This window comes from Thiomicrorhabdus cannonii (assembly GCF_013391695.1).
Lineage (GTDB): Bacteria > Pseudomonadota > Gammaproteobacteria > Thiomicrospirales > Thiomicrospiraceae > Thiomicrorhabdus > Thiomicrorhabdus cannonii.
In genome coordinates this window covers 1-20,374 of record NZ_JACBGH010000001.1, presented here as the reverse complement: position 1 = coordinate 20,374, position 20,374 = coordinate 1, and the positions used below count along the sequence as shown (strand labels likewise).

General features: G+C 54.3%; 19 protein-coding genes. 10 read left to right on the top strand and 9 right to left on the bottom strand.

Annotated features, from left to right (window positions below):
* Positions 1-2: 2 nt before the first annotated feature.
* The 7 genes from HZ297_RS00095 to metG all read right to left on the bottom strand — a co-directional run bounded on the left by HZ297_RS00095 (position 3) and on the right by metG (position 8,242).
* Positions 3-767 carry an electron transport complex subunit E gene (locus HZ297_RS00095; RefSeq protein ID WP_178860699.1) on the bottom strand — a complete coding sequence of 255 codons (765 nt, stop codon included), beginning with the start codon at positions 765-767 and terminating at the stop codon, positions 3-5.
* A complete protein-coding gene (gene rsxG, locus HZ297_RS00090) occupies positions 760-1,395 on the bottom strand; it encodes an electron transport complex subunit RsxG (RefSeq protein ID WP_178860697.1) in 636 nt (211 codons plus the stop codon). Before rsxG ends, HZ297_RS00095 begins: the two co-directional genes overlap by 8 nt.
* A gap of 10 nt (positions 1,396-1,405) precedes the next feature.
* Positions 1,406-2,431, bottom strand: a complete 1,026-nt coding sequence (locus tag HZ297_RS00085; RefSeq protein WP_343034728.1) for an RnfABCDGE type electron transport complex subunit D — start codon at positions 2,429-2,431, stop codon at positions 1,406-1,408.
* Positions 2,428-4,848, bottom strand: coding sequence for an electron transport complex subunit RsxC (rsxC, locus tag HZ297_RS00080; RefSeq protein WP_178860695.1), 2,421 nt, complete (start codon positions 4,846-4,848; stop codon positions 2,428-2,430). Before rsxC ends, HZ297_RS00085 begins: the two co-directional genes overlap by 4 nt.
* Positions 4,848-5,396 (bottom strand): electron transport complex subunit RsxB, encoded by a 549-nt coding sequence (rsxB, locus tag HZ297_RS00075; protein ID WP_178860693.1) that lies wholly within the window; start codon positions 5,394-5,396, stop codon positions 4,848-4,850. Before rsxB ends, rsxC begins: the two co-directional genes overlap by 1 nt.
* Positions 5,393-5,971: an electron transport complex subunit RsxA gene (rsxA, locus tag HZ297_RS00070; protein ID WP_178860691.1), complete on the bottom strand. Its 579-nt coding sequence runs from the start codon at positions 5,969-5,971 to the stop codon at positions 5,393-5,395. The genes rsxB and rsxA overlap by 4 nt, the downstream gene beginning before the upstream one ends.
* 186 nt (positions 5,972-6,157) lie before the next feature.
* Positions 6,158-8,242: a methionine--tRNA ligase gene (gene metG / locus HZ297_RS00065; protein ID WP_178860688.1), complete on the bottom strand. Its 2,085-nt coding sequence runs from the start codon at positions 8,240-8,242 to the stop codon at positions 6,158-6,160.
* 263 nt (positions 8,243-8,505) lie between these two features.
* Between metG and HZ297_RS00060 the strand changes: the two genes are divergently transcribed.
* Positions 8,506-8,817, top strand: a complete 312-nt coding sequence (locus tag HZ297_RS00060; protein WP_178860686.1) for an STAS domain-containing protein — start codon at positions 8,506-8,508, stop codon at positions 8,815-8,817.
* 28 nt (positions 8,818-8,845) lie between these two features.
* On the opposite strand, the gene apbC is transcribed toward HZ297_RS00060, so the two are convergent.
* Entirely contained in the window at positions 8,846-9,970 is a 1,125-nt protein-coding gene (apbC, locus tag HZ297_RS00055) for an iron-sulfur cluster carrier protein ApbC (protein ID WP_343034727.1), read from the bottom strand.
* 296 nt (positions 9,971-10,266) lie between these two features.
* On the opposite strand from apbC, the gene mutL reads away from it, so the two are divergent.
* The 9 genes from mutL (at position 10,267) to HZ297_RS00010 (ending at position 20,163) form a co-directional block, all read left to right on the top strand.
* Positions 10,267-12,099, top strand: a complete 1,833-nt coding sequence (gene mutL / locus HZ297_RS00050; RefSeq protein ID WP_178861511.1) for a DNA mismatch repair endonuclease MutL — start codon at positions 10,267-10,269, stop codon at positions 12,097-12,099.
* A 29-nt stretch (positions 12,100-12,128) separates the two neighbouring features.
* Positions 12,129-13,079, top strand: coding sequence for a tRNA (adenosine(37)-N6)-dimethylallyltransferase MiaA (miaA, locus tag HZ297_RS00045; protein ID WP_178860684.1), 951 nt, complete (start codon positions 12,129-12,131; stop codon positions 13,077-13,079).
* Positions 13,080-13,354: 275 nt separating this feature from the next.
* Positions 13,355-13,621: an RNA chaperone Hfq gene (gene hfq, locus HZ297_RS00040; RefSeq protein WP_218644492.1), complete on the top strand. Its 267-nt coding sequence runs from the start codon at positions 13,355-13,357 to the stop codon at positions 13,619-13,621.
* Between the two features lie 77 nt (positions 13,622-13,698).
* Positions 13,699-15,006: a ribosome rescue GTPase HflX gene (gene hflX, locus HZ297_RS00035; RefSeq protein WP_178860682.1), complete on the top strand. Its 1,308-nt coding sequence runs from the start codon at positions 13,699-13,701 to the stop codon at positions 15,004-15,006.
* A 171-nt stretch (positions 15,007-15,177) separates the two neighbouring features.
* Positions 15,178-16,395, top strand: coding sequence for an FtsH protease activity modulator HflK (gene hflK / locus HZ297_RS00030; RefSeq protein WP_178860680.1), 1,218 nt, complete (start codon positions 15,178-15,180; stop codon positions 16,393-16,395).
* On the top strand, positions 16,395-17,252 hold the full coding sequence (gene hflC, locus HZ297_RS00025; protein WP_178860678.1) for a protease modulator HflC: 858 nt from the start codon (positions 16,395-16,397) through the stop codon (positions 17,250-17,252). Before hflK ends, hflC begins: the two co-directional genes overlap by 1 nt.
* Positions 17,253-17,307: 55 nt before the next feature.
* Positions 17,308-17,496, top strand: coding sequence for a DUF2065 domain-containing protein (locus HZ297_RS00020; protein ID WP_178860676.1), 189 nt, complete (start codon positions 17,308-17,310; stop codon positions 17,494-17,496).
* A 106-nt stretch (positions 17,497-17,602) separates the two neighbouring features.
* Positions 17,603-18,772 carry an ATP phosphoribosyltransferase regulatory subunit gene (locus HZ297_RS00015; RefSeq protein ID WP_178860674.1) on the top strand — a complete coding sequence of 390 codons (1,170 nt, stop codon included), beginning with the start codon at positions 17,603-17,605 and terminating at the stop codon, positions 18,770-18,772.
* Positions 18,773-18,843: 71 nt separating this feature from the next.
* Positions 18,844-20,163: an adenylosuccinate synthase gene (locus tag HZ297_RS00010; RefSeq protein WP_178860671.1), complete on the top strand. Its 1,320-nt coding sequence runs from the start codon at positions 18,844-18,846 to the stop codon at positions 20,161-20,163.
* A gap of 65 nt (positions 20,164-20,228) precedes the next feature.
* On the opposite strand, the gene HZ297_RS00005 is transcribed toward HZ297_RS00010, so the two are convergent.
* Positions 20,229-20,374, bottom strand: a 146-nt coding sequence (locus HZ297_RS00005) for an IS3 family transposase (RefSeq protein ID WP_178860669.1), incomplete at its 5' end; no start/stop codon positions are given.

Genomic DNA, 20,374 nt, shown 5'->3' with positions numbered 1-20,374 from the left:
AATTATTTAGGGGAAGACATCGGCGTGACCGCCACCTGAATACCTAATGGATTGCTGCGTTTAGCGGCCTTTTTGGCATCCAGCATGTTTTTAAAGGCGATGAGCAATCCCAGTCCGATAAAGGCGCCCGGCGGCAGAATCGCCAATAATACGCCCTGGTAATCGTCGCCGAGATGGATCGTCCAGCTGCGTGCCGCTTCGCCGAACATCAGATAGGCCTGGTCAAACAGGGTGCCGTTACCGATCACTTCGCGCAGTGCGCCCAAAATCACCAGTACCAGCATAAAGCCCAGGCCCATAAAGAAGCCGTCGAGCAGGGCGCGATCCAGCGGCTGTTTGGAGGCATAGGCCTCGGCACGCCCCAGAATGGCGCAGTTGGTCACGATCAGCGGAATGAAAATGCCAAGAATGCCGTGCAGCGTGTGGAAGTAGGCGTTCATCAGCAGGTCGATGATGGTCACGGCGGTGGCGATAATGGCGATAAACACCGGAATGCGGATTTCATCGGAAACATGGTTGCGGATAAGCGACACCAGCGCATTGGAGACCATCAGCACCGCCAGGGTCGCCAAGCCCAGTCCCAAGCCGTTGACGGTGTTGTTGGAGACCGCCAGCAACGGACACAATCCGAGCAGGGCGACCAGCGCCTGGTTGTTCTGCCACAGGCCGTTGTCGACGATTTTTTTATACTCCTGCCAGCGTGCCGATTTGGCCGTCGCAGGGGTATCTTGTTGAGCTTGTGAGGATGGAATAATGGCTTCACTCATACAGGGAACCTCCTGCTTGGTTAATCATTTCTAGCGTCTTTCTGACGGCCTGAACCACCGCGCGCGGCGTTATGGTGGCGCCGGTAAACTGGTCGAAGTCGCCGCCGTCCTTTTTCACCGCCCAGCGCGGCTCATTGTCGTCGCGCAAATTGCGGCCGTTGAATTCCAGAATCCACGGGCTTTTGTGGATTTCGATTTTGTCGCCCAGGCCGGGCGTTTCCTGATGTTTGAGCACGCGTACCCCGGAAACGCGGCCGTCGGCCATGACACCGACCAGCAGCGTGATGTTGCCGCTGTAACCGTTGGGCGCGATGCTGGTCAGCAGCAGTCCGGCGGGTTGGCCGTTCTTGCGCGCACGGTAGACGGTGACCGGCGAGAGCGTTCCCAGCTGAACCAGCAGATTGGGATCGGTGATCTGCATCGTATCCTTGAGCGGGTCGTTATCGTAAAGCTCCGGCGGCAAAACTTGGTTAAAGGTATTCAGCAAGGTCGCCCGTTCGGCGTCGGCGATCGGGGAGTCGGTCAGTTGTTTGACCGCGAGCAATAACACCACGCTGAGCCCGACAAACAGACTGAGTTTGCCTGCGGAACGCGCCATGGTCTGCCATAAAGAAACGCTTGAAGACATCCAAAACTCCTTAACGGCGGTGGCCGAAAACCCGCGGCTGGGTGTATTGGTCGATCAAGGGGACGGCGATATTCATCAGCAGAATCGCAAAAGCGATACCGTCCGGAAAAGCGCCCCACGAGCGGATCACATACACCAGTACGCCGATGCCGGCGGCATAGATGAGCTTGCCGCGCGGCGTGGTGCTCGCCGTGACCGGGTCGGTGATAATAAAAAAGGCCGCCAGCATGGTGCCGCCGCTTAACAACACAAAACTCAACGGCGGATAGGTGGCCGGATCAATCTGCTCGAAAATAAAGGCCATCGCCGACAGCGCGCCAAGGAAGCCGACCGGATACTGCCAGCTGATGGTGCCGTTCAAAATCATATAAAGCCCGCCGAGAATAAAGGCGATATTGATCCACGCCCAGCTGTTCAGTCCCCACGGCAGTTGGCTGTCGTGAGCGCGCAGCGTGTCAGGCACCATCACCCCTTGCGACAGGCCGGTACGCAGTTCGTTCAAGGGGGTGGCGCCGGTAATCATGTCCAGACTGTTGCCGTCAAAGTGTCCCATAAAGATCACCTGTGCCGAATGCATAAAGTCCAGCGTATAGCCGACCACCTCGCCCGGCATGGTCCATTGCGTCATCGGCACCGGGAAGGAGATCAGCAGGAAGGCATAACCGAGCATCGCCGGGTTAAAGGGGTTGTAGCCCAGGCCGCCGTAGAGATGTTTACCGAAAATCAGCGCAAAGGCACTGCCGCTGACCACCACCCACCAGGGCGCTTCCGGCGGAATGCAGAACACCAGGCCGGTGACGGTAATCAACGCGCTCATATCGGTCATAAAAGGCAGTACCGGACGGCCGCGCAATTTCAGCAGGGTGTATTCGACCACGATCGCCGTGGCCACCGCCAATAGCCATTGGATGACGATACCGTAGCCAAACAGGTAGATATGCGCCAGCAGGGCGGGAAGGGCTGCCAACTGCACCTGCAGCATGACCTTACGGACGCTTTGGTTGTTGTGGGCGTAAGGGGAGGAAAGGGCGGTCACGATGAGGACTCCTGTGAACTGGCGTCTGACGCAGTGTTTGAGTTGTCTGCAGCCTGGCGTTTCTGGACGGCACGGGCTTTAGCGGCCTGCATGGCCTTTTCGCGTTTCAGGCGCGCGGCTTCGGCCGGATCTAACTCCGCATCAGTCGCCGCATCAGTCGCCGCATCAGTCTCGCGGGCACTTGGCTCGGCAGCATTTGTTGCCTGAGGCGCGGGCTGTTTTTTGGCCGCTGCACGTGCTTTCGCGGCCTCTCTGGCGGCCGCCATCGCTGCTTTGCGCGCCGCCTCTTTCTGTGAAGCGGGTGTTTCTGCGCTGCTGCCGGTTAAATCGACAGGGGCCGTCTTAACGTTATCTGTTGAATCGTTATCTGTTGAATCGGTAGGTTGCGGAGCTAGTGCCTCTGAATTGCCCTCCGCCCCGGCCTGTTGGGTTTTTTCGCGACGTTTCGCCGCCGCTTTCATGGCCGCGGCCTTAGCAGCGGCTTTGGGATCAGGTTTGGTATCAGGTTTATCGGCAGTTTCTTTATTATCCGAAACCTCAACATTCGCAGTGGCTTTTGCCTGAGCGCGTTTTTGCGCCGCCAATTGTGCGGCTTTGCGTGCCGCGGCTTTGGCATCCATGGCGGGTGCGGCGGTGTCGTCAGACCCGGCCTGTTGAGTTTCTTCTGGCGAATTTTCCGCCGTTTGTTTGGCGGCACGGGCGCTGGCGGCCTTGGCCGCTTCGATGGCTTTCAGGCGGGCGGACGGAAACGAAGAACTCGGCGAAGAGCCGAGAATGGCTTGATTATCCGTGGAAGCCGTCGCAGCTTTGGCTTTTCTGGCTGCCGCCGCACGGGCCGCCGCCGCAGCCGCGCCGGATTTGGCGGCTGTAGCGCTATCTTTTGTTGCCGAGGTTTCACTGGCAGCTTCTTGCGCAACGGCTTGTTTTACCGCTTCTTTTTTGGCTTTTAGACGGGCTTCACGTTCCTCTTTCTCGCGTTCGATACGCGCCAGTTTGAATTCGTGGCGTTGTTTGGCCAGTTCCACTGCCTGCGCCTCGGCTTTGATGGTTTTGATTTCCGATTTGGCGTGGCGGTAGTATTGCACCAGCGGAATGTGGCTAGGGCAGACATAGCTGCAGCAGCCGCATTCAATGCAGTCGAAGACATTGAGTTTTTCGACCTTGTCGAACTCATGTGCCTGGGCATGCCAGTACATCTGTTGCGGCAGCAGATTGACCGGACAGGCGTCCATACAGGCGCCGCAGCGGATGCAGGGCATCTGCATCTCTGCCGGCTCGGGCGGATTGGCCAGAATACAGTTGGTGGTTTTGAGCACCGGCACCTGATTGTTCTGCACCTGAAAGCCCATCATGGGGCCGCCCATGACCAGGGGATAATCCAGCGCGACTTTGGGTTTGGCGGCTTCGGCCAGCTCGGCAAACGGCGTGCCGATCATCACCGGCATATTGAAGGGTTTTTCCAGCCCCAAACCGGACACGGTGACAATACGCGCGGTCAGCGGTTCGCCGAGGGTCACGGCTCGATAGATCGCACTGTAGGTGGCAACGTTCATCATCAACAGGCCGACATCCACCGCATGCGCTTTGCTCGGCATCTCCACGCCGGTCAGTTCGTAAGTGAGTTGTTTCTGCCCGCCCATCGGATAGACCGTGGCGACCTCTTTGATCTCAACCTTGAGGTTGTCTTGCTGGAATTGTTTGGCGGCGCGCCGCATCGCATCGATCGCGGCCGGTTTGTTGGTTTCGATACCGCAGAGAATGCGTTTTGCGCCCAAAGCGTGCGCGGTGATCAGCGCGCCCCGCACAATCTCGTCGGCATGAGTCTGCATGAGCAGATCGTCGCAGGTGATAAAGGGTTCGCACTCCGCGCCGTTGACCAGCAAGGTGTGGATTTTGCCCGCTTCGCCCGGGATTTTGGCGTAGGTGGGGAAGCCTGCACCGCCCATGCCGATAATGCCGGCCTGCAGCAGGATGTCTTTGAGCGCCTGCGGGGTTTGCGGTGCCGAGCCGTCGACTTGCAGCGCGTTGTCAATCGCCTCATCCAATCCGTCGGGCGTGAGCACAATGCACCAATCCTCCAAGCCGGAAGGGTGCGGCAGCGTCATCGGCATAATGGCGGTAACGGTGCCGGAAGTCGGGGCGTGAATCGGTACGACCAGCGCTTTACGCGGGTCTTTGCCGGCTCGCGCCAGCAGCTGGTTTTTCTTGACGCGTTCGCCGACCTGTACAATCGGTTCGGCCGGCAGGCCAACCGGTTGCTGCAACGGCAATACCAGTTGCGAGGGCATCAGCGTGGCGCGCAACGGCTGGCTGGCGGATAGCGATTTATTGTATTGCGGCGAAACCCCGCCGTGGAAGCGGTGCAACCAGTGGTCGGCAAGCGGCAAGAGTTTGGCGAGTCGTTGCAAAAGTCCCATTATTTGGCCTCCTGCACGGTTTGCGGTTCCGGCCACTGCCAGTTCTTGGTGGTGACTTCGATCGGCAGCATGGAGATGCAGTCCACCGGGCAGACCGGCACGCATTTCTCGCAGCCGGTGCACTCTTTCTGGATGACGGTATGCATCTGTTTGGTGGCGCCGAGAATCGCATCCACCGGACACTCCTTGATGCACAGCACGCAGCCGATACAGAGGTCTTCATCAATAAAGGCGACCTCTTTGGGCTTGGGTTCGGCCGCTTCGGCATCCATTTCCTTGGGTTCGCGGCCGGTGATTTCGGAGATCTGAATCATCACTTCGGTGCCGCCGGGAATGCAGAGGTTGACCTCCGACTCGCCTTTGGCCAGCGCTTCGGCATAGGGTTTGCAGCCCGGGAAACCGCATTGCCCGCATTGCGTCTGCGGCAGCACCTTGTCGATGCGTTCGGCCAGGGGATTGCCCTCCACTTTGAAGCGGATGGAGGCATAACCGAGCAGCAGCCCGAAGAGAATCGCCAGACCGAGAAAGACAATTACCGCTTCAATCATTTGACCAACCCACCAAAGCCCATAAAGGCCATTGACATCAAACCGGCGGTAATCAGGGCAATCGGCGCGCCTTTAAAGGGCGCGGGAACGTCGGAGGCGTCGACGCGTTCGCGGATGGAAGCAAACAGAATCATCACCAGCGTGAAACCGACGGCGGCGCCGAAACCATACACGGCCGAGGAGATGAAGTCGTGTTTTTCCCCGATATTGAGGAGTGCTACGCCCAGTACCGCGCAGTTGGTGGTAATCAACGGCAGGTAGATGCCGAGTACTTGATAAAGCGCCGGACTGGTTTTGTGGATGGCCATTTCGGTAAAGCCGACCACCGCGGCGATGGCGAGGATAAAGCCAATGGTTTGCAGGTATTCCAAGCCAAAGGGTTGCAGCAGATAGGTGTAGATCAGGTAGCTCAATACCGAGGAAAGGGTCATGACAAAAGTCGTGGCCAATCCCATGCCGAGCGCCGCATCGGTCTTTTTGGAAACGCCCATAAACGGGCACAGACCCAAGAACTTGACCAATACGAAGTTATTGACCAAAACGGTACTAATGAGAATCAGAACGTATTCTTGCATCTGTGTCCTTTAATGAGTTAACCACCGAGACACAGAGGCACAGAGTTTATCAAAACATAATCATTTTGCAGAGACTTCCTCACTAAACTGCATACGGAATTAAGCGCTTAGTAATCATCGTCTGAATTTTCTCTGTGCCTCTGTGCCTCTGTGGTTCATTAAATATGATGGTTAATTTTTCTCAGTTTACTTAACGCGCATGCCCGGCTGTGCGCCTTCATCCGGTGAGAGTACGTACAGGTCTTTCCCGCCAGGACCGGCCGCCAGCACCATGCCTTCCGACATGCCGAAACGCATTTTGCGCGGCTTGAGGTTGGCCACCATCACCGTCAGTTTACCAATCAGCTGTTCCGGTTCATAGGCGGATTTGATGCCGGCGAAGACCTGACGTTGTTCGAAACCGATATCCAGCGTCAGTTTCAGCAGCTTGTCGGCTTCCGGTACCGCTTCGGCATTGACGATTTTGGCGATGCGCAGGTCGATCTTGCCGAAATCGCTAATCTCGATCTCTTCCATCAACGGGTCGTAGCTGACCGACCCGGCCTGTTGAGTTTTTTCGGCGGGTTTTTCCGCTGCTTTCGGTGCGGTAGCTTGCAATGTCTGTTTGGAAGCGTCGAGCATTTTATTGACCTGATCCATCTCCAGACGCGTCAACAGCGCGTTAAACGGATTGATGGTGTGCCCCATCAAAGGCTGCTGCACATCCGACCAGTTCCAACCGTCAAGTTTCAGGAAGTCACGCGCTTTTTCTGCCGTGGCCGGAATCACCGGTGCCAGATAGGTTATCAAGACGCGGAACAGGTTGATGCCGACGCTGACCGACTCGTGCAGCTCTTTTTCCTTGCCTTCTTCTTTGGCCAAGACCCAAGGTGCCGTTTCGGCAATGTATTCGTTGGCGCGGTCGGCCAACGCCATGATTTCACGCATCGCCTGGCCGTATTCGCGTTTTTCGTAGAGTTCGGCAATCATCTCCGCTTCATTGGCCAAGCCTTGATAAACCGCTTGTGCCGAAGCTGACCATTCAGAAGCCAGTTGGCCGTCGAATTTTTTCATCACAAAACCGGCGCAGCGGCTGGCGATATTGACGACTTTGCCGACCAGATCCGAGTTGACGCGCTGCACGAAGTCTTCGAGGTTTAGATCGATGTCGTCGATGCGGCTGTTCAGTTTGGCGGCGAAATAATAGCGCAGGTATTCGGGATTCAGGTGGTCCAGATAGGTACGCGCCATAATAAAGGTGCCACGCGATTTGGACATCTTCTGGCCGTCAACCGTCAAAAAGCCGTGGGCGTAAATCGCATCCGGCGTGCGGAAGCCGGCGCCGGACAGCATCGCCGGCCAGAACAGCGCGTGGAAATAGATAATGTCTTTACCGATAAAGTGGTACACCTCGGCATCGCTGTCTTTGGCCCAGTAGTCGTCAAAGTTCAGGCCGCTCTTGGCACAATAAGCTTTGAAGCTGGCCATATAGCCGACCGGCGCGTCCAGCCACACGTAGAAATATTTGTCGGTTTCACCCGGAATCTGGAAGCCGAAGTAGGGTGCGTCGCGGGAGATGTCCCAGCCGCGCAGGCCGGATTCGAACCATTCGTCGAGTTTATTGGAAATCTGCGTCTGCAAATGGCCTTTGTGGGTCCACTCTTTAAGCATGTCTTCGAAGTGCGACAGCTCGAAGAACAGGTGGTCGGTTTCCTTTTCAATCGGTGTGGCGCCCGATACCGCCGATTTGGGGTTGAGCAGTTCGGTCGGGCTATAGGTTGCACCGCAGACTTCGCAGTTGTCGCCGTATTGGTCTTCGGCCTTACATTTGGGGCAGGTACCCTTGATGAAACGGTCCGGCAGGAACATCGATTTTTCAGGGTCGTAGAACTGGGTAATGGTCTTGCGGCTGATATGCCCCTTGTCTTTCAGTTGGGTGTAGATATAGCCGGCCAGTTCTTCGTTTTCAGGCGAATTGGTGCTGTGGTAGTGATCGAAGCCGATATTGAAACCGGCAAAATCCGCCTGATGTTCCTGCGAGGATTTTTCAATCAACTGTTCGGGCGTGATGCCTTCGGCCTGGGCGCGCAACATGATCGGCGTGCCGTGAGCGTCGTCGGCGCAGACGTAGGTACAGTGATGTCCGCGCATTTTCTGAAAACGCGCCCAGATATCGGTCTGGATATATTCCACCAAATGTCCCAGATGAATCGGCCCGTTGGCGTACGGCAGGGCGCTGGTGATCAGGATTTTGCGTGGTGTTTGAGCGTGTGAGAGCTGGTTTTCAGACATCTTGGTGGCATCCATCATTGCTGTTTGTTGTAAGCATTTACATTGAGATTGAAATTAACCGAGTATTATAGCCAGTTTGAAGCGCCGGGTGTGTTGATTGTTTTTCAAAATTGCCGGTTAACCGGCAGTTTTGCCGTATGGCCGGCCGGGCAAGATACGTCTTTTTGCAGATTGTGTTTGAAACGCCCGGATGACTCCTTTATCATTCACCTGAAAATAGAGTGTGCGTATGCAAAACGCACGGACGTTAATCGGAGGGTAGAGTGGGCGTTCATTGTCAGGTAGCGGAAAACAAGGTGGTCATCAGCATTGAGGGGAGCTTTGATGTGAGCTGCTATGACGATTTCAACGATGCCTACAAGCCTTATCTGGCGGATGCCGGCAGCGTATTTGTCATCGATATGTTCAAAACCGATTATCTCGACAGCTCTGCCTTGGGGATGCTGCTGTTATTGCGCGAGCGCACCGGCGGTGATAAGCGCCGTATCCAGATTGTCCACGTCAATCAGGCGGTCATGGATATTCTCAAGGTGGCGCATTTCGACCAGCTGTTTGCGGTGCAACCGCAGGCTTGAGGCCTGCGTGGCTAAATTTTAATTAAACTTAACTTTTCTGAATAACGATATTCGGAAACAGGTTGCCGTAGTTGCGCTTGCTCACGCCGATTTTGGCGCCCACCTGATGAGCGATATGACGGTATTTCTGGGCGATGGCGCTGGTCGGTTCGGCGGTGACGGTCGGTTCGCCGCGATCCGCCTCTTCACGGATGCGCTTTTCCAGCGGCAGGGAGCCCAAAAAATCCACCCCGTAGGTCTTGGCCAGCGTTTCGCCGCCGTGCTCACCAAAAATCGCCTCTTCATGGCCGCACTGGCTGCAGATATGGGTGGCCATGTTTTCAATCACGCCGAGAATCGGAATCTCGACTTTCTCGAACATCTTCAACCCTTTTTTGGCATCAATCAACGCCACCTGTTGCGGCGTGGTGACGATAATCGCACCAGTGACCGGAATCTGCTGCGCCAGTGTCAGTTGCACATCGCCGGTTCCCGGCGGCAGGTCGATAATCAGATAGTCCAGATCATCCCACTGGGTTTCCTTGAGCAGTTGCGTCAGCGTTTGCGTGACGATTGGGCCACGCCAGATCATCGGGGAGTCCTCTTCAATCAACAGACCGATGGACATAACTTGTAAACCGTAGGCGATCAGCGGCTGCATGGTTTTGCCGTCTTTGGATTGCGGCTTGTCCTTGATGCCGAGCATGGTGGGTAGGCTGGGGCCGTAAATATCGGCGTCGAGGATGCCGACGCGCGCGCCCTCCTGTTGCAGAGCCAGTGCCAGGTTGACGCTGGTGGTGGATTTGCCCACGCCGCCTTTGCCTGACGCCACGGCGATAATGTTTTTAATGCCCGGTAGCGGGGTGGCGCCTTTTTGTACGTCGTGCGACACGATTTTGGTGTGCCAGGCAAAGCTCACGCTGCTGATGTCGTTCAGCTGGGTCAAGGCGTGGCTGAGACGTTGCTCCAGCGCAGGCCACAGGCTCTTGCAGGGAAACGGCAGGGTGAGTTCCAGTTGCAGAACGCCTTTTTTGAGCTGCATATTGCTGACCGCTTTAAGGCTCAGAAAATCTTTTTGTGAAGTGGGTTCGATGACGGTTTTCAGCGCCGATTCGATTTGTTCTTGTTGGGCTTCGGAGATGCCGTTGCCGAAAAGTTTGTTCAAAATACCCACAGTGAAATCCTTTGTTAAAAGCCTTAAAACAAAATGGTGCAGCAAAATAGTGCGGTCATTTTAACAGGCCGGGTGCGGATTAAAAAATTACACTTTATGGGGTTTTAATGAAAGGGTGGGGTTTTGTTAAGGTTTTAGGCGGGGCAGTTGGCTAAGGGCGCGCCATCCGGCGGGAGCGGTGTTATAATGCGCGACTATTCGGGTTTGACCGATTTATGCGGTATGGGATGTTGAAGGTGAATAACGCGGAACAGAGTGCGGAAAATCAAAAGCGGGCGGCGCTTTCGGCGGCGGATATGCGCGCTCCGATAGCCTTGTTGCCTTCGCATCTTGCCGACCAGATTGCGGCCGGTGAGGTGGTGGAACGCCCTGCGTCGGTGGTCAAGGAGTTTCTGGAAAACGCGCTCGATTCCGGTGCGACACAAATCGATATCGTCATTGAGCAGGGCGGCGAGAAGCTGATTCAGATTACCGACAATGGCTGCGGCATTCCCAAAGAGGAGTTGTTGCTGGCGGTGAGCCGCCATGCCACCAGTAAAATCCAGAGTTTAAAAGATTTGGCGGCGGTGGCGACCCTGGGATTTCGCGGCGAGGCGCTGGCGAGTATCAGTTCGGTTTCGCGCTTCAGTCTGACCAGTAAAACCGCCGACAGTCCGGCCGCCTGGCAGTTGCGCGGTGAGGGCGAAGGACATTGGGGTGACATTACGCCGGTGGCCGGTCGCGTCGGCACGCAGGTGTCGGTGGAGGACTTGTTTTTCAATACGCCGGCGCGCAAACGTTTCTTGCGCTCACCGCAAACCGAGTTTATGCATATCGACCAGCTGGTCAAGCGTGTCATGTTGAGCCGCCCGGATGTGGGATTCAAGCTGGTGCATAACGATAAGGTGGTGCGCCAGGTGTTGCCTGTCAGCGATGAGGCAAGCGCGCGTAAACGCCTTGCCCAATTGATGGGCCAGCCGTTTGTTGAGCAGAGCCTGTCGATTGAGTTCGAGGGGCAGCAGATTCAGCTTAACGGATGGGTGGGGTTGCCGACCTTTAACCGCAGCCAGACCGACATGCAGTATCTGTTTGTGAACGGCCGGATTGTGCGTGACCGTCTGTTGTCCTATGCGGTCAAGCAGGCGTATGCGGATGTGCTCTATCATGGCCGCCATCCGGCGTATGTGTTGTTTCTGCAAATGCCGCACGATCTGGTGGATGTGAATGTGCATCCGGCCAAGTATGAAGTGCGTTTTGCCAACGGTTCGTGGGCGTATGATTTTTTGCGGCGCTCGGTCAGAGATGCCGTGGCCAAGCCGCTGAATGCCGAGCACGGCAGCGGTAAAACGCTAGGCATGCCAATGGAAGCTGCGGTTGCAGAAGGTTTCGACGGCAACAGTCGTTTAAACGCGCAGACGGCGTTTTTTAAAACTCAACAGGCCGGGTCTGGCAAGCTGCAAGCCGCTTTGCAGTTTCAAATGCCGTCGTCGGCGGGTGTGGCGGAGCCGCTTGCTTCCTATAATACCTTGTCGTCCGCAGCGGAAATGCCGCCTGCGGATGTCAGCGAGTTTAAGCTCGGTTTTGCCAAAATGCAGCTGCATGGCGTGTTTATTCTGGCGGAGAATGCGCGCGGTTTGGTGTTGGTGGATATGCATGCGGCACACGAGCGTGTGGTGTATGAGCGCTTGAAAAAGCAGTGGCAGCAGCGTGCGTTAATCAGTCAGCCCTTGCTGGTGCCGATGGTGCTGACGTTGGATGCGTCGCAGCTGCTGGTGTGGCAGGAGTATGCCGACTGGTTTGCCAAATTGGGATTCGAGATGGAACCGCTCGGTCCGGAACAATTGAAAGTAAGCGCGGTGCCGGCGTTGTTGGCGAAGGGTAATATTGTCCGTTTGGTCAACGATATGCTGGCCGATCTGGCGGTTGCCGGACAGACGCAGCAATTTGAAGAGCGCTTGAATGCCATGTTGTCGACCATGGCGTGTCACGGTTCGGTGCGCGCCAACCGTCAGCTGACCATTGAAGAGATGAATGCCCTGTTGCGGGAGATGGAGGCGACCGAGCGCTCCGATCAGTGCAACCACGGGCGGCCGACCTGGGTGCAGTTGTCGATGGAGCAGTTGGACGGACTGTTTATGCGCGGTCAGTAAAGCGGCTAATAAACAAAAAAAGGTAAGGGATGTCGTTGCAGAGCTGGATTGAAAATAAGCGTGTACTCGCCATTATGGGGCCGACCGCCTCGGGTAAAAGCCAGTTGTCGATGGATTTGGCCAAGCTTTATCCGATCGAGATTATCAGTGTCGATTCGGCCTTGATCTACCGTGATATGGATATCGGTACGGCCAAACCCAGTGACGAGGAGTTGCGCGCCGTGCCGCATCATCTGATCAACACGCATGATGCTGCGGAGAGTTATTCGGCCTCGGAATTTGTGGAGGATGTGCATCGTTTGGTGGAGGTTGTTTTGGCGCGTGGCCGTCTGCCGGTGATGGTGGGCGGCACGATGATGTATTTCAATGCCTTGCAACAGGGAATGTCCGACTTGCCGTCCGCCGACGAGGCGGTGCGCGAACGGCTGTTGGCGCAGTGGCAGAGCGATCCGGCCAGTTTGCATGCGCGTTTGAGCGAGGTTGATCCGGTTTCGGCGGCGCGTATTCATCCGAATGACCCGCAGCGTTTGATCCGCGCTTTGGAAGTCTATGAGGTCAGTGGCAAGACCCTGACGGAATTGCGCGAGCCTGCCAAAACGGGGTTGAGCGCCTTTGAGCTCGTCAAGGTCGCCTTGATCCCGGAGGACCGGGCGCGATTGCACGAGCAGATCGCCCGGCGCTTCGAGGCGATGCTGGAGGCGGGTTTTTTGAATGAGGTCAAACAGTTGATGGCACGAGGTGACTTGCATCCTGAGATGACTTCTATCCGCAGCGTCGGTTACCGACAGGCGTGGTCGTTTTTAAGCGGCGAGACCGACTACGAAACCTTTGTGCACAAAGGAATCGTGGCGACGCGACAGTTGGCCAAGCGACAATTGACCTGGCTGCGTAAGGAGCAGGGCATGCGGGTAATCGACCCTTTTGCCACCACACGCGAGGAGCGTTTGGCGGTGGTGCAAAATTTAATTGAAGCCTCTTAGAGGGCGTGGAAAATCAATTTTCAATAGTCCCTCATTGAAACTGCACAAAAAGACACTAGAATAGTGGGGCGTGGGAATGTGCTTTATTGCCGAATAAAATTGATTGATTCAGAAATACTTGTGCTGTGATATGCTTGTACGGCATGGGGTGTGGTAGTGAAATTCTAGCAGTTAAGGCGTTTTTTTACTTAACGCGCGAATGGGCGACTATAGAGCAGTCAAAAATAACAAACCCTTGATAACATTAAAAATATTAAAAATAATAGGAAATAATCATGGAGACAAAAAAGGTGGCGAAAGCATTGCCGATTCAAGACCCTTATTTAAACGCGTTGCGTAAAGAGAAGATCAACGTGTCTATCTATCTGGTAAACGGCGTCAAGTTGCAAGGACGAGTTGATTCGTTTGACCAGTTTGTGGTGTTGTTAAGAAGCAATGTGACCCAAATGGTGTACAAGCACGCCATCTCCACGATTGTGCCGATGCGTGACCCCAAGGCTTACGAATTTGGAACCGACGACAGTCATGATGCGGATGCCTAATCCGTCTAATCGTATCTGAGCAGTCAATTCTTATCATTAAGCCCAAATCACTCTCAACCCGGGAATTGAACTGTTAAATGGAATTATTTGATCGTCTTGATCGACATGAAATGGAGCGTGCCGTTCTGGTTCATGTCGATTTTCATAATGAGGCGGATCGTGAAGAGTTGGACGAGTTTCATGAACTCGTCGATTCTGCGGGCGCCAAAATCTGTCAACTTATCACTACCAAACGCCAGCATCCAGACTCCAAATACTTTGTAGGTAAAGGCAAAGCCGAAGAGATCAAAGACGCGGTCGCCTTGCATGAAGCCGATGTGGTGATTTTCAACCATGCACTGACGCCCGCGCAAGAACGTAACCTTTCGCGCTATTTGGAATGTCAGGTGCTGGACCGTGTGGGTCTTATCCTGGATATCTTCGCACAGCGCGCCCGCTCGCATGAGGGTAAGCTGCAGGTGGAGCTGGCGCAGCTCAAACGCATGTCGACCCGTTTGGTGCGCGGTTGGTCTCACCTTGACCGTCAAGGCGGGATTGGTGCGCGCGGTCCGGGGGAAACCCAGCTGGAAACCGACCGACGTCTGATTCAGGGGCGGATCAAGCAGCTTGAATCGCGCATTGAAAAGGTGCGCAAGCAGCGTGATTTGGGACGAAAAGCGCGCCAGAAATCGGAATTGCCGGCCATTACCATTGTGGGTTATACCAACGCCGGTAAATCGACGCTTTTCAATCTGATGACCAGCGCCGGCGTTTATGCGGAAGACCGTCTGTTTGCGACGCTGGATTCGACGTTGCGCCGGGTGCGTCTGCCGGGCGCCGGTACGGTGATTTTTGCCGATACGGTCGGGTTTATCCGTCACATTCCTCACGATCTGGTGACGGCGTTCCGCTCGACGTTGGAAGAGACGCGTGAAGCGGATTTGCTGATTCATCTGATCGATGCGGCGGATCCGCACCGCGAAGAGAAGATCGCCGATGTCTTGGATGTGATTGCCGAGGTCGGCGCACAGGATGTACCGCAGTTGATGGTGTTCAATAAAATCGATAAGTTGGAGCCGGCGGTAGAGCCGAAAGTCGATGTGGACGAACATGGCACGCCGATCCGCGTCTGGCTTTCGGCCAAAAGCGGGCAGGGTGTCGATCTGCTGATGGACAGTGTGGCCTCTTTCTTCAAGGGGGCTTTCTACACCGTTTCGCTGACGTTGGATGTCAAAGCCGGCAAACGCCGCGCCGAACTCTATGAGTTGGGCACGATTCTGGAGGAAGGCTACGACGAGCAGGGCAATAGCTTGTTTAAGATGTATCTAACCCGGCAGGAATGGGAGCAGGTGCAGCAGTGGCAGGAGTTGCTGGAGGCTAAGGTGTTGTCGGACGAGGCGGCCTGAGGCACGCCTACCCGGCCTGTTGAGTTTTTTTGACGACGTTTTTTGTGCGCAATAAAAAGTTTTAATGGGTGACATTTGTGTGCTTTAACTCTAAAATGTCCCCATTTCGTGTTCTCAAAAATAAAGGCGGTTTGGTCAGTCAAGACTAAGCCAAACGATGGAGAGAGTTTAATGGCTTGGAATGAACCAGGTAAACCCGGCCAAGATCCTTGGGGTGGCCCGGGAAATCAGGGCGGGCAGAACAGACCACCAAAACGTGGTAATGACGATTCTGATCTAGATGCGTTGCTGAAAAAGGCGCAAGGCATTTTAGGCGGTGCCAACGATAAGTTCAGCGGCGGTGGTGTCGGCGGTTTTGGCGGAAGCCTGATCGTGGCGGTCATTGTGGTTATCTGGTTGCTTTCCGGTATCTATATCGTCGATCCGGCCGAGCGCGGCGTGGTTACGCGTTTCGGTGCGTTTGTCGAAGAAACTAAAGCCGGTCCGCATTGGCATCTGCCTTATCCGATTGAAACGGTGCGTATCGTCAACGTGGACCAGATCCGTACTGCGGAAATCGGTTATCGTTCGGATTCACGCAACCGTGCCGGCAATGTGCCGAACGAATCCTTGATGCTGACCAAAGACGAAAACATTGTCGATCTGAAAATCGCCGTGCAATACAAAATTCAAAGTGCCAATCAGTATCTGTTTAATGTGGCTGATCCGGATGACACCTTACGCGCTGTAACAGAAAGTGCGCTGCGTGAAGTCGTAGGACAGAACACCATGGACTTCGTATTGACCGAAGGGCGCAACGAAGTCGTGCTGAAAGTACAGCAGTTAGCGCAGGCCAATCTGGATGACTACCGTGTCGGCTTGCTGTTGACGAGCGTCAACCTGCAGGATGCTCAGCCGCCTGAGCAAGTGCAGTCTGCCTTTGCCGATGTGGTCAAGGCGCGTGAAGACCGCGAGCGTCTGATTAACGAAGCCGAAGCCTATGCCAACGATATTCTGCCGAAGGCACGCGGTGCGGCCGCCCGTCAATTGGAAGAGGCGAGCGCTTATCATGATCAGGTGATTGCACAGGCAACGGGTGAAGCGGCGCGTTTTACCAGTATTGTGAGTGAATATAAGAAAGCTCCGGAAGTGACGCGTAACCGTTTGTATATCGATGCGATTTCGAACGTATTGAGTTCAACCAGCAAGGTGTTTGTGGGGTCTGAGAGCAGCAATAACTTGCTTTACCTGCCGTTGGATAAAATGGTGAGCGGGCAGGCCACGGTTCCCTTTAAGCTGGAAGAGTCGCCAGCGGTAGCGACGCCGATGGTCAACAACAGTCAGAGCGGTACAGCCGGATCCAGCAGAAGCAATATCCGTGAATATCTGAAGAATAGGGAGTTACGTTGATGAAATCCGTATTATCTATTTTGGTAGCCGCGGTCTTGTTTATCGGCAGCAATGCGCTGTTTACCGTCAATCAATGGGAAACGGCGGTAGTGTTGCGTCTGGGTGAAATCGTCAAGACCGACGTCGAACCGGGGCTGCATTTCAAAACGCCGTTTATCAACAACGTACGTAAGTTCGATGCACGCGTGCAGACATTGGATGCCGCGCCGGAACGTTATTTGACGAGCGAGAAGAAAAACCTGGAAGTGGATTCGTTTGTGAAGTGGCGTATCAAGGACGTTGAAAAGTTCTACACCACTATGAACGGTGACAACCGTTTGGCGGGTATGCGTCTGGGTCAGATCGTTAAAGACGGTCTGCGTGCCGAATTCGGTAACCGTACCGTCAAAGAAGTGATCTCGGGCGAGCGTATCGAAATCGCTAAAAAAATCAAAGACACCACGGCGAATGCCGCCAATGAGTTCGGGATTGAGATTACCGATATTCGCATCAAGCGTATCGATCTGCCAAAAGACGTGAGTGATTCGGTGTATCGCCGTATGGAAGCGGAACGTAACCGTGTGGCCAAGGATTTGCGCTCCAAAGGTTCCGAGGCGGCAGAGAAAATTCGTGCCGATGCGGATCGTCAGCGCGTGGTTATTCTGGCTGAAGCCTACTCTGAAGCGGAAGTGTTGCGCGGTAAGGGCGATGCCAAAGCGGCTGAAATCTATGCGCAAGCCTATAACAAGGATGCCGAGTTCTATTCGTTCTACCACAGTCTGAATGCGTATCAGAAATCGTTCAAAGACAAGTCCGATGTGATGGTGGTGGATCCGAAGGCGGATTTCTTCAAGTATTTCAATGGCGCGGTAAAATAATCGCGGCACATTGCAGGAATAAAAAGGTGGGGTAACCCACCTTTTTTATGGAACTATGGCTGAAAATACATTATTGATCGCATTGGCGTTGGTGTTTGTTCTGGAAGGCTTGTTGCCGTTTGTGTTTCCGGAACTGTGGCGCAGAACCATGCTGGAAGCGGTGCAGTTGTCGGAGAGACAATTGCGGATAATGGGACTCGCCAGTATCAGTATTGGCATGCTTTTATTGTTAATTTTTGATTAAACGCCGCCAAATTGATTTAAAATAGATCGGTTTGCGAATTAGTTGATAAATGGTGTGTTGATTGCACAAGCCATACAAAATTTAAGTTAAGAAAAAGAAGTTTAAGATGCAACAATCGACGTGGTTTACGCCCGAAGGCCTAGAAGACCTTTTGCCTCCTCAAGCCCACAAGCTGGAATTTTACCGTCGCAAATTGATCGACAGCTTTCATTTGAGCGGTTATGACCTGGTGCTGCCGCCCATTGCGGAATTTACCGATTCTTTGCTGACCGGGACAGGACGCCATCGCGCGATTGACACCTGCCGTTTTACCGATCAGGAAAGCGGACGTATGATGGGGGTGCGTGCCGATATGACGCCGCAGGTGGCGCGTATTGTCAGCAACCGTCTGAAGGCTGCGGATCAGATTTCGCGTTTGTGCTATGTCGGTGAGGTGCTTAAAACCCGCAATAACAAGGCGAAAGGTTCGCGCAGCCCGATTCAAGTCGGTGCCGAACTGTTTGGTCATGCCGGTGTGGAAAGCGACATCGAAGTCATCGAATTGATGCTCGACAGTCTTAAAGTTCTTAACTTGCCTAATTTACAGCTGAGTTTGGGGCATGTCGGCGTGGTTGACGAATTGATGTCGCTGGCCGCGTTGAGTGCCGATGATAAAGCGGCGTTGTTGGATATTCTGAAACGCAAGGCGATACCGGAATACAACGCCTGGTTGGAAGCGTCGGCGCTTTCTGCACCATTGAAGCCGGTTTTTGCCGCTCTGATGCAATTGACGGGCGAAGCCAGTGCGGTGATTCAGCAGGCCAAAAACAATCTGGGCGGACTGTCGACGGTTCTGGACGGCGCGTTGGAGCACCTGGAGAAAGTGGTTGCGCATATTTCGACAACGCAAGGTTTGAATATTCATCTGGATCTGGCGGATATCCGCGGTTATCAATATCATACCGGTGTGATTTTCGGCTGTTACAGTTGCGGTCGCCGCCTGCAGTTGATTGCCAAAGGCGGACGTTATGACGGTATCGGCGCCGATTTCGGGTTGTCGCTGCCGGCAACCGGTTTTAGTTTGGATTTGCGCACCGCATTGGATTTATTGGAGCCGGTTGCCGAAAACTCCAAAGGCGTGGTTTATGCGCCGGTTGCGGCCGATTTGGCGATGAAGCAGAAGATTGCCGAGTTGAGAGAGCAGGGCTATCAGGTTGTGAGTTGCTATGATTTTGCGACGCTTGAGGCTTCTGCCGTGCGATTAGTTGCAGAAGCCGGGCAATGGGTTTTGAAATAATCTGATGCGCTCTGTTTGCGGCGGTTTACAGGTTATCGGTTTAGAATTCTTTAACGTTTAAGAAGTAACATATGTCAAAGCGTAATATTGTTGTTGTGGGTACCCAGTGGGGCGATGAGGGTAAAGGCAAGATCGTTGATCTGCTGACGGATCGAGTTGCCGCGGTGGTGCGTTTTCAGGGCGGCCATAATGCCGGCCATACCTTGGTGATTGACGGTAAGAAGACTGTTTTGCACCTGATTCCTTCCGGTATTTTGCGCGAGGAAGTGGAGTGTTTCATTGGAAACGGCGTGGTATTGGCGCCGGATGCTCTGGAAAAGGAAGTCGCCCAGTTGGAAGAAACGGGGTTGAAGGTTAAAAACCGTCTGAAAGTCAGCGAAGCCTGTCCTTTGATTCTGGATTACCACGTCGCGCTGGACAAAGCGCGCGAAATCGCCCGTGGCAACAAAGCCATCGGCACGACCGGTCGTGGTATCGGTCCGGCTTACGAAGACAAGGTGGCGCGCCGCGGTCTGCGTGCCGGCGATATGAAAAACATGGCTAAATTCAAAGAGAAGCTGGCGGAAACGTTGGCCTATCACAACCATATGCTCGAGCACTACTACAAGGTTGAGCCGGTCAGTTTCGATGAACTTTGGGCCAAATGCGAACGTTACAGCCAGTTGATTGTCCCGATGCTGGCGGATATTCCGAATTTGATCGACCAGTATAACCGCCAAGGCAAAAACCTGATGTTTGAAGGGGCGCAAGGCACGCTGCTGGATATCGACCAGGGTACCTATCCTTATGTGACCTCCTCCAACACCACTGCCGGCGGCGCTGCCGCGGGCGCGGGTGTAGGACCGACGCAAATCGATTATGTTTTGGGGATTACCAAAGCCTACGCGACACGTGTCGGCGGCGGCCCTTTCCCGACGGAACTGGTGTATGACGTGGCCAGCGACAAGGGCGATCCTATCGGCAAAGTGTTGGGAACCCGTGGCCGCGAGTTCGGTGCGACGACTGGACGTCAGCGCCGTTGCGGTTGGTTTGACGCGGTCGCTTTGCGCCGTTCGGCTCAAATCAACGGTTTGAGCGGTATGTGCTTGACCAAGTTGGATGTCATGGACGAATTGGAAGAGGTGAAGATTTGCGTTTCTTACACCTATAACGGCGAAACGGTTAATCTGCCGCCTTACAGTGCCGACGAATACGAGGGGTGCGAACCTAACTATGTGACCATGCCGGGCTGGAAAACGTCAACGGTTGGCATTCAGTCATGGGATGCTTTGCCAGATGCCGCTAAGAACTATATCCGTTTCCTGGAAAAAGAAGTGGGTGTGCCGGTTTCGATTCTGTCCACCGGACCGGATCGTGCCGAAACGCTGGTGATCGAAGACCCGTTCAAATAATCGCTGACGGCATATCATAAAAAAACCGGACTTGTGAAGTGACCCCAAAAACTTGGACATTTTAGTTAAGCGGTACCCAAGGCCTGATTTCGATACTCTATCGGACTCAGGCCTTTGAGTTTCTGCTTGATGCGTTTGTGATTATAGTACTCAATATAGTCATGCACTTCTTGAATCAGATGATCAGCATCTTTAAACGCTTTAGCATGAT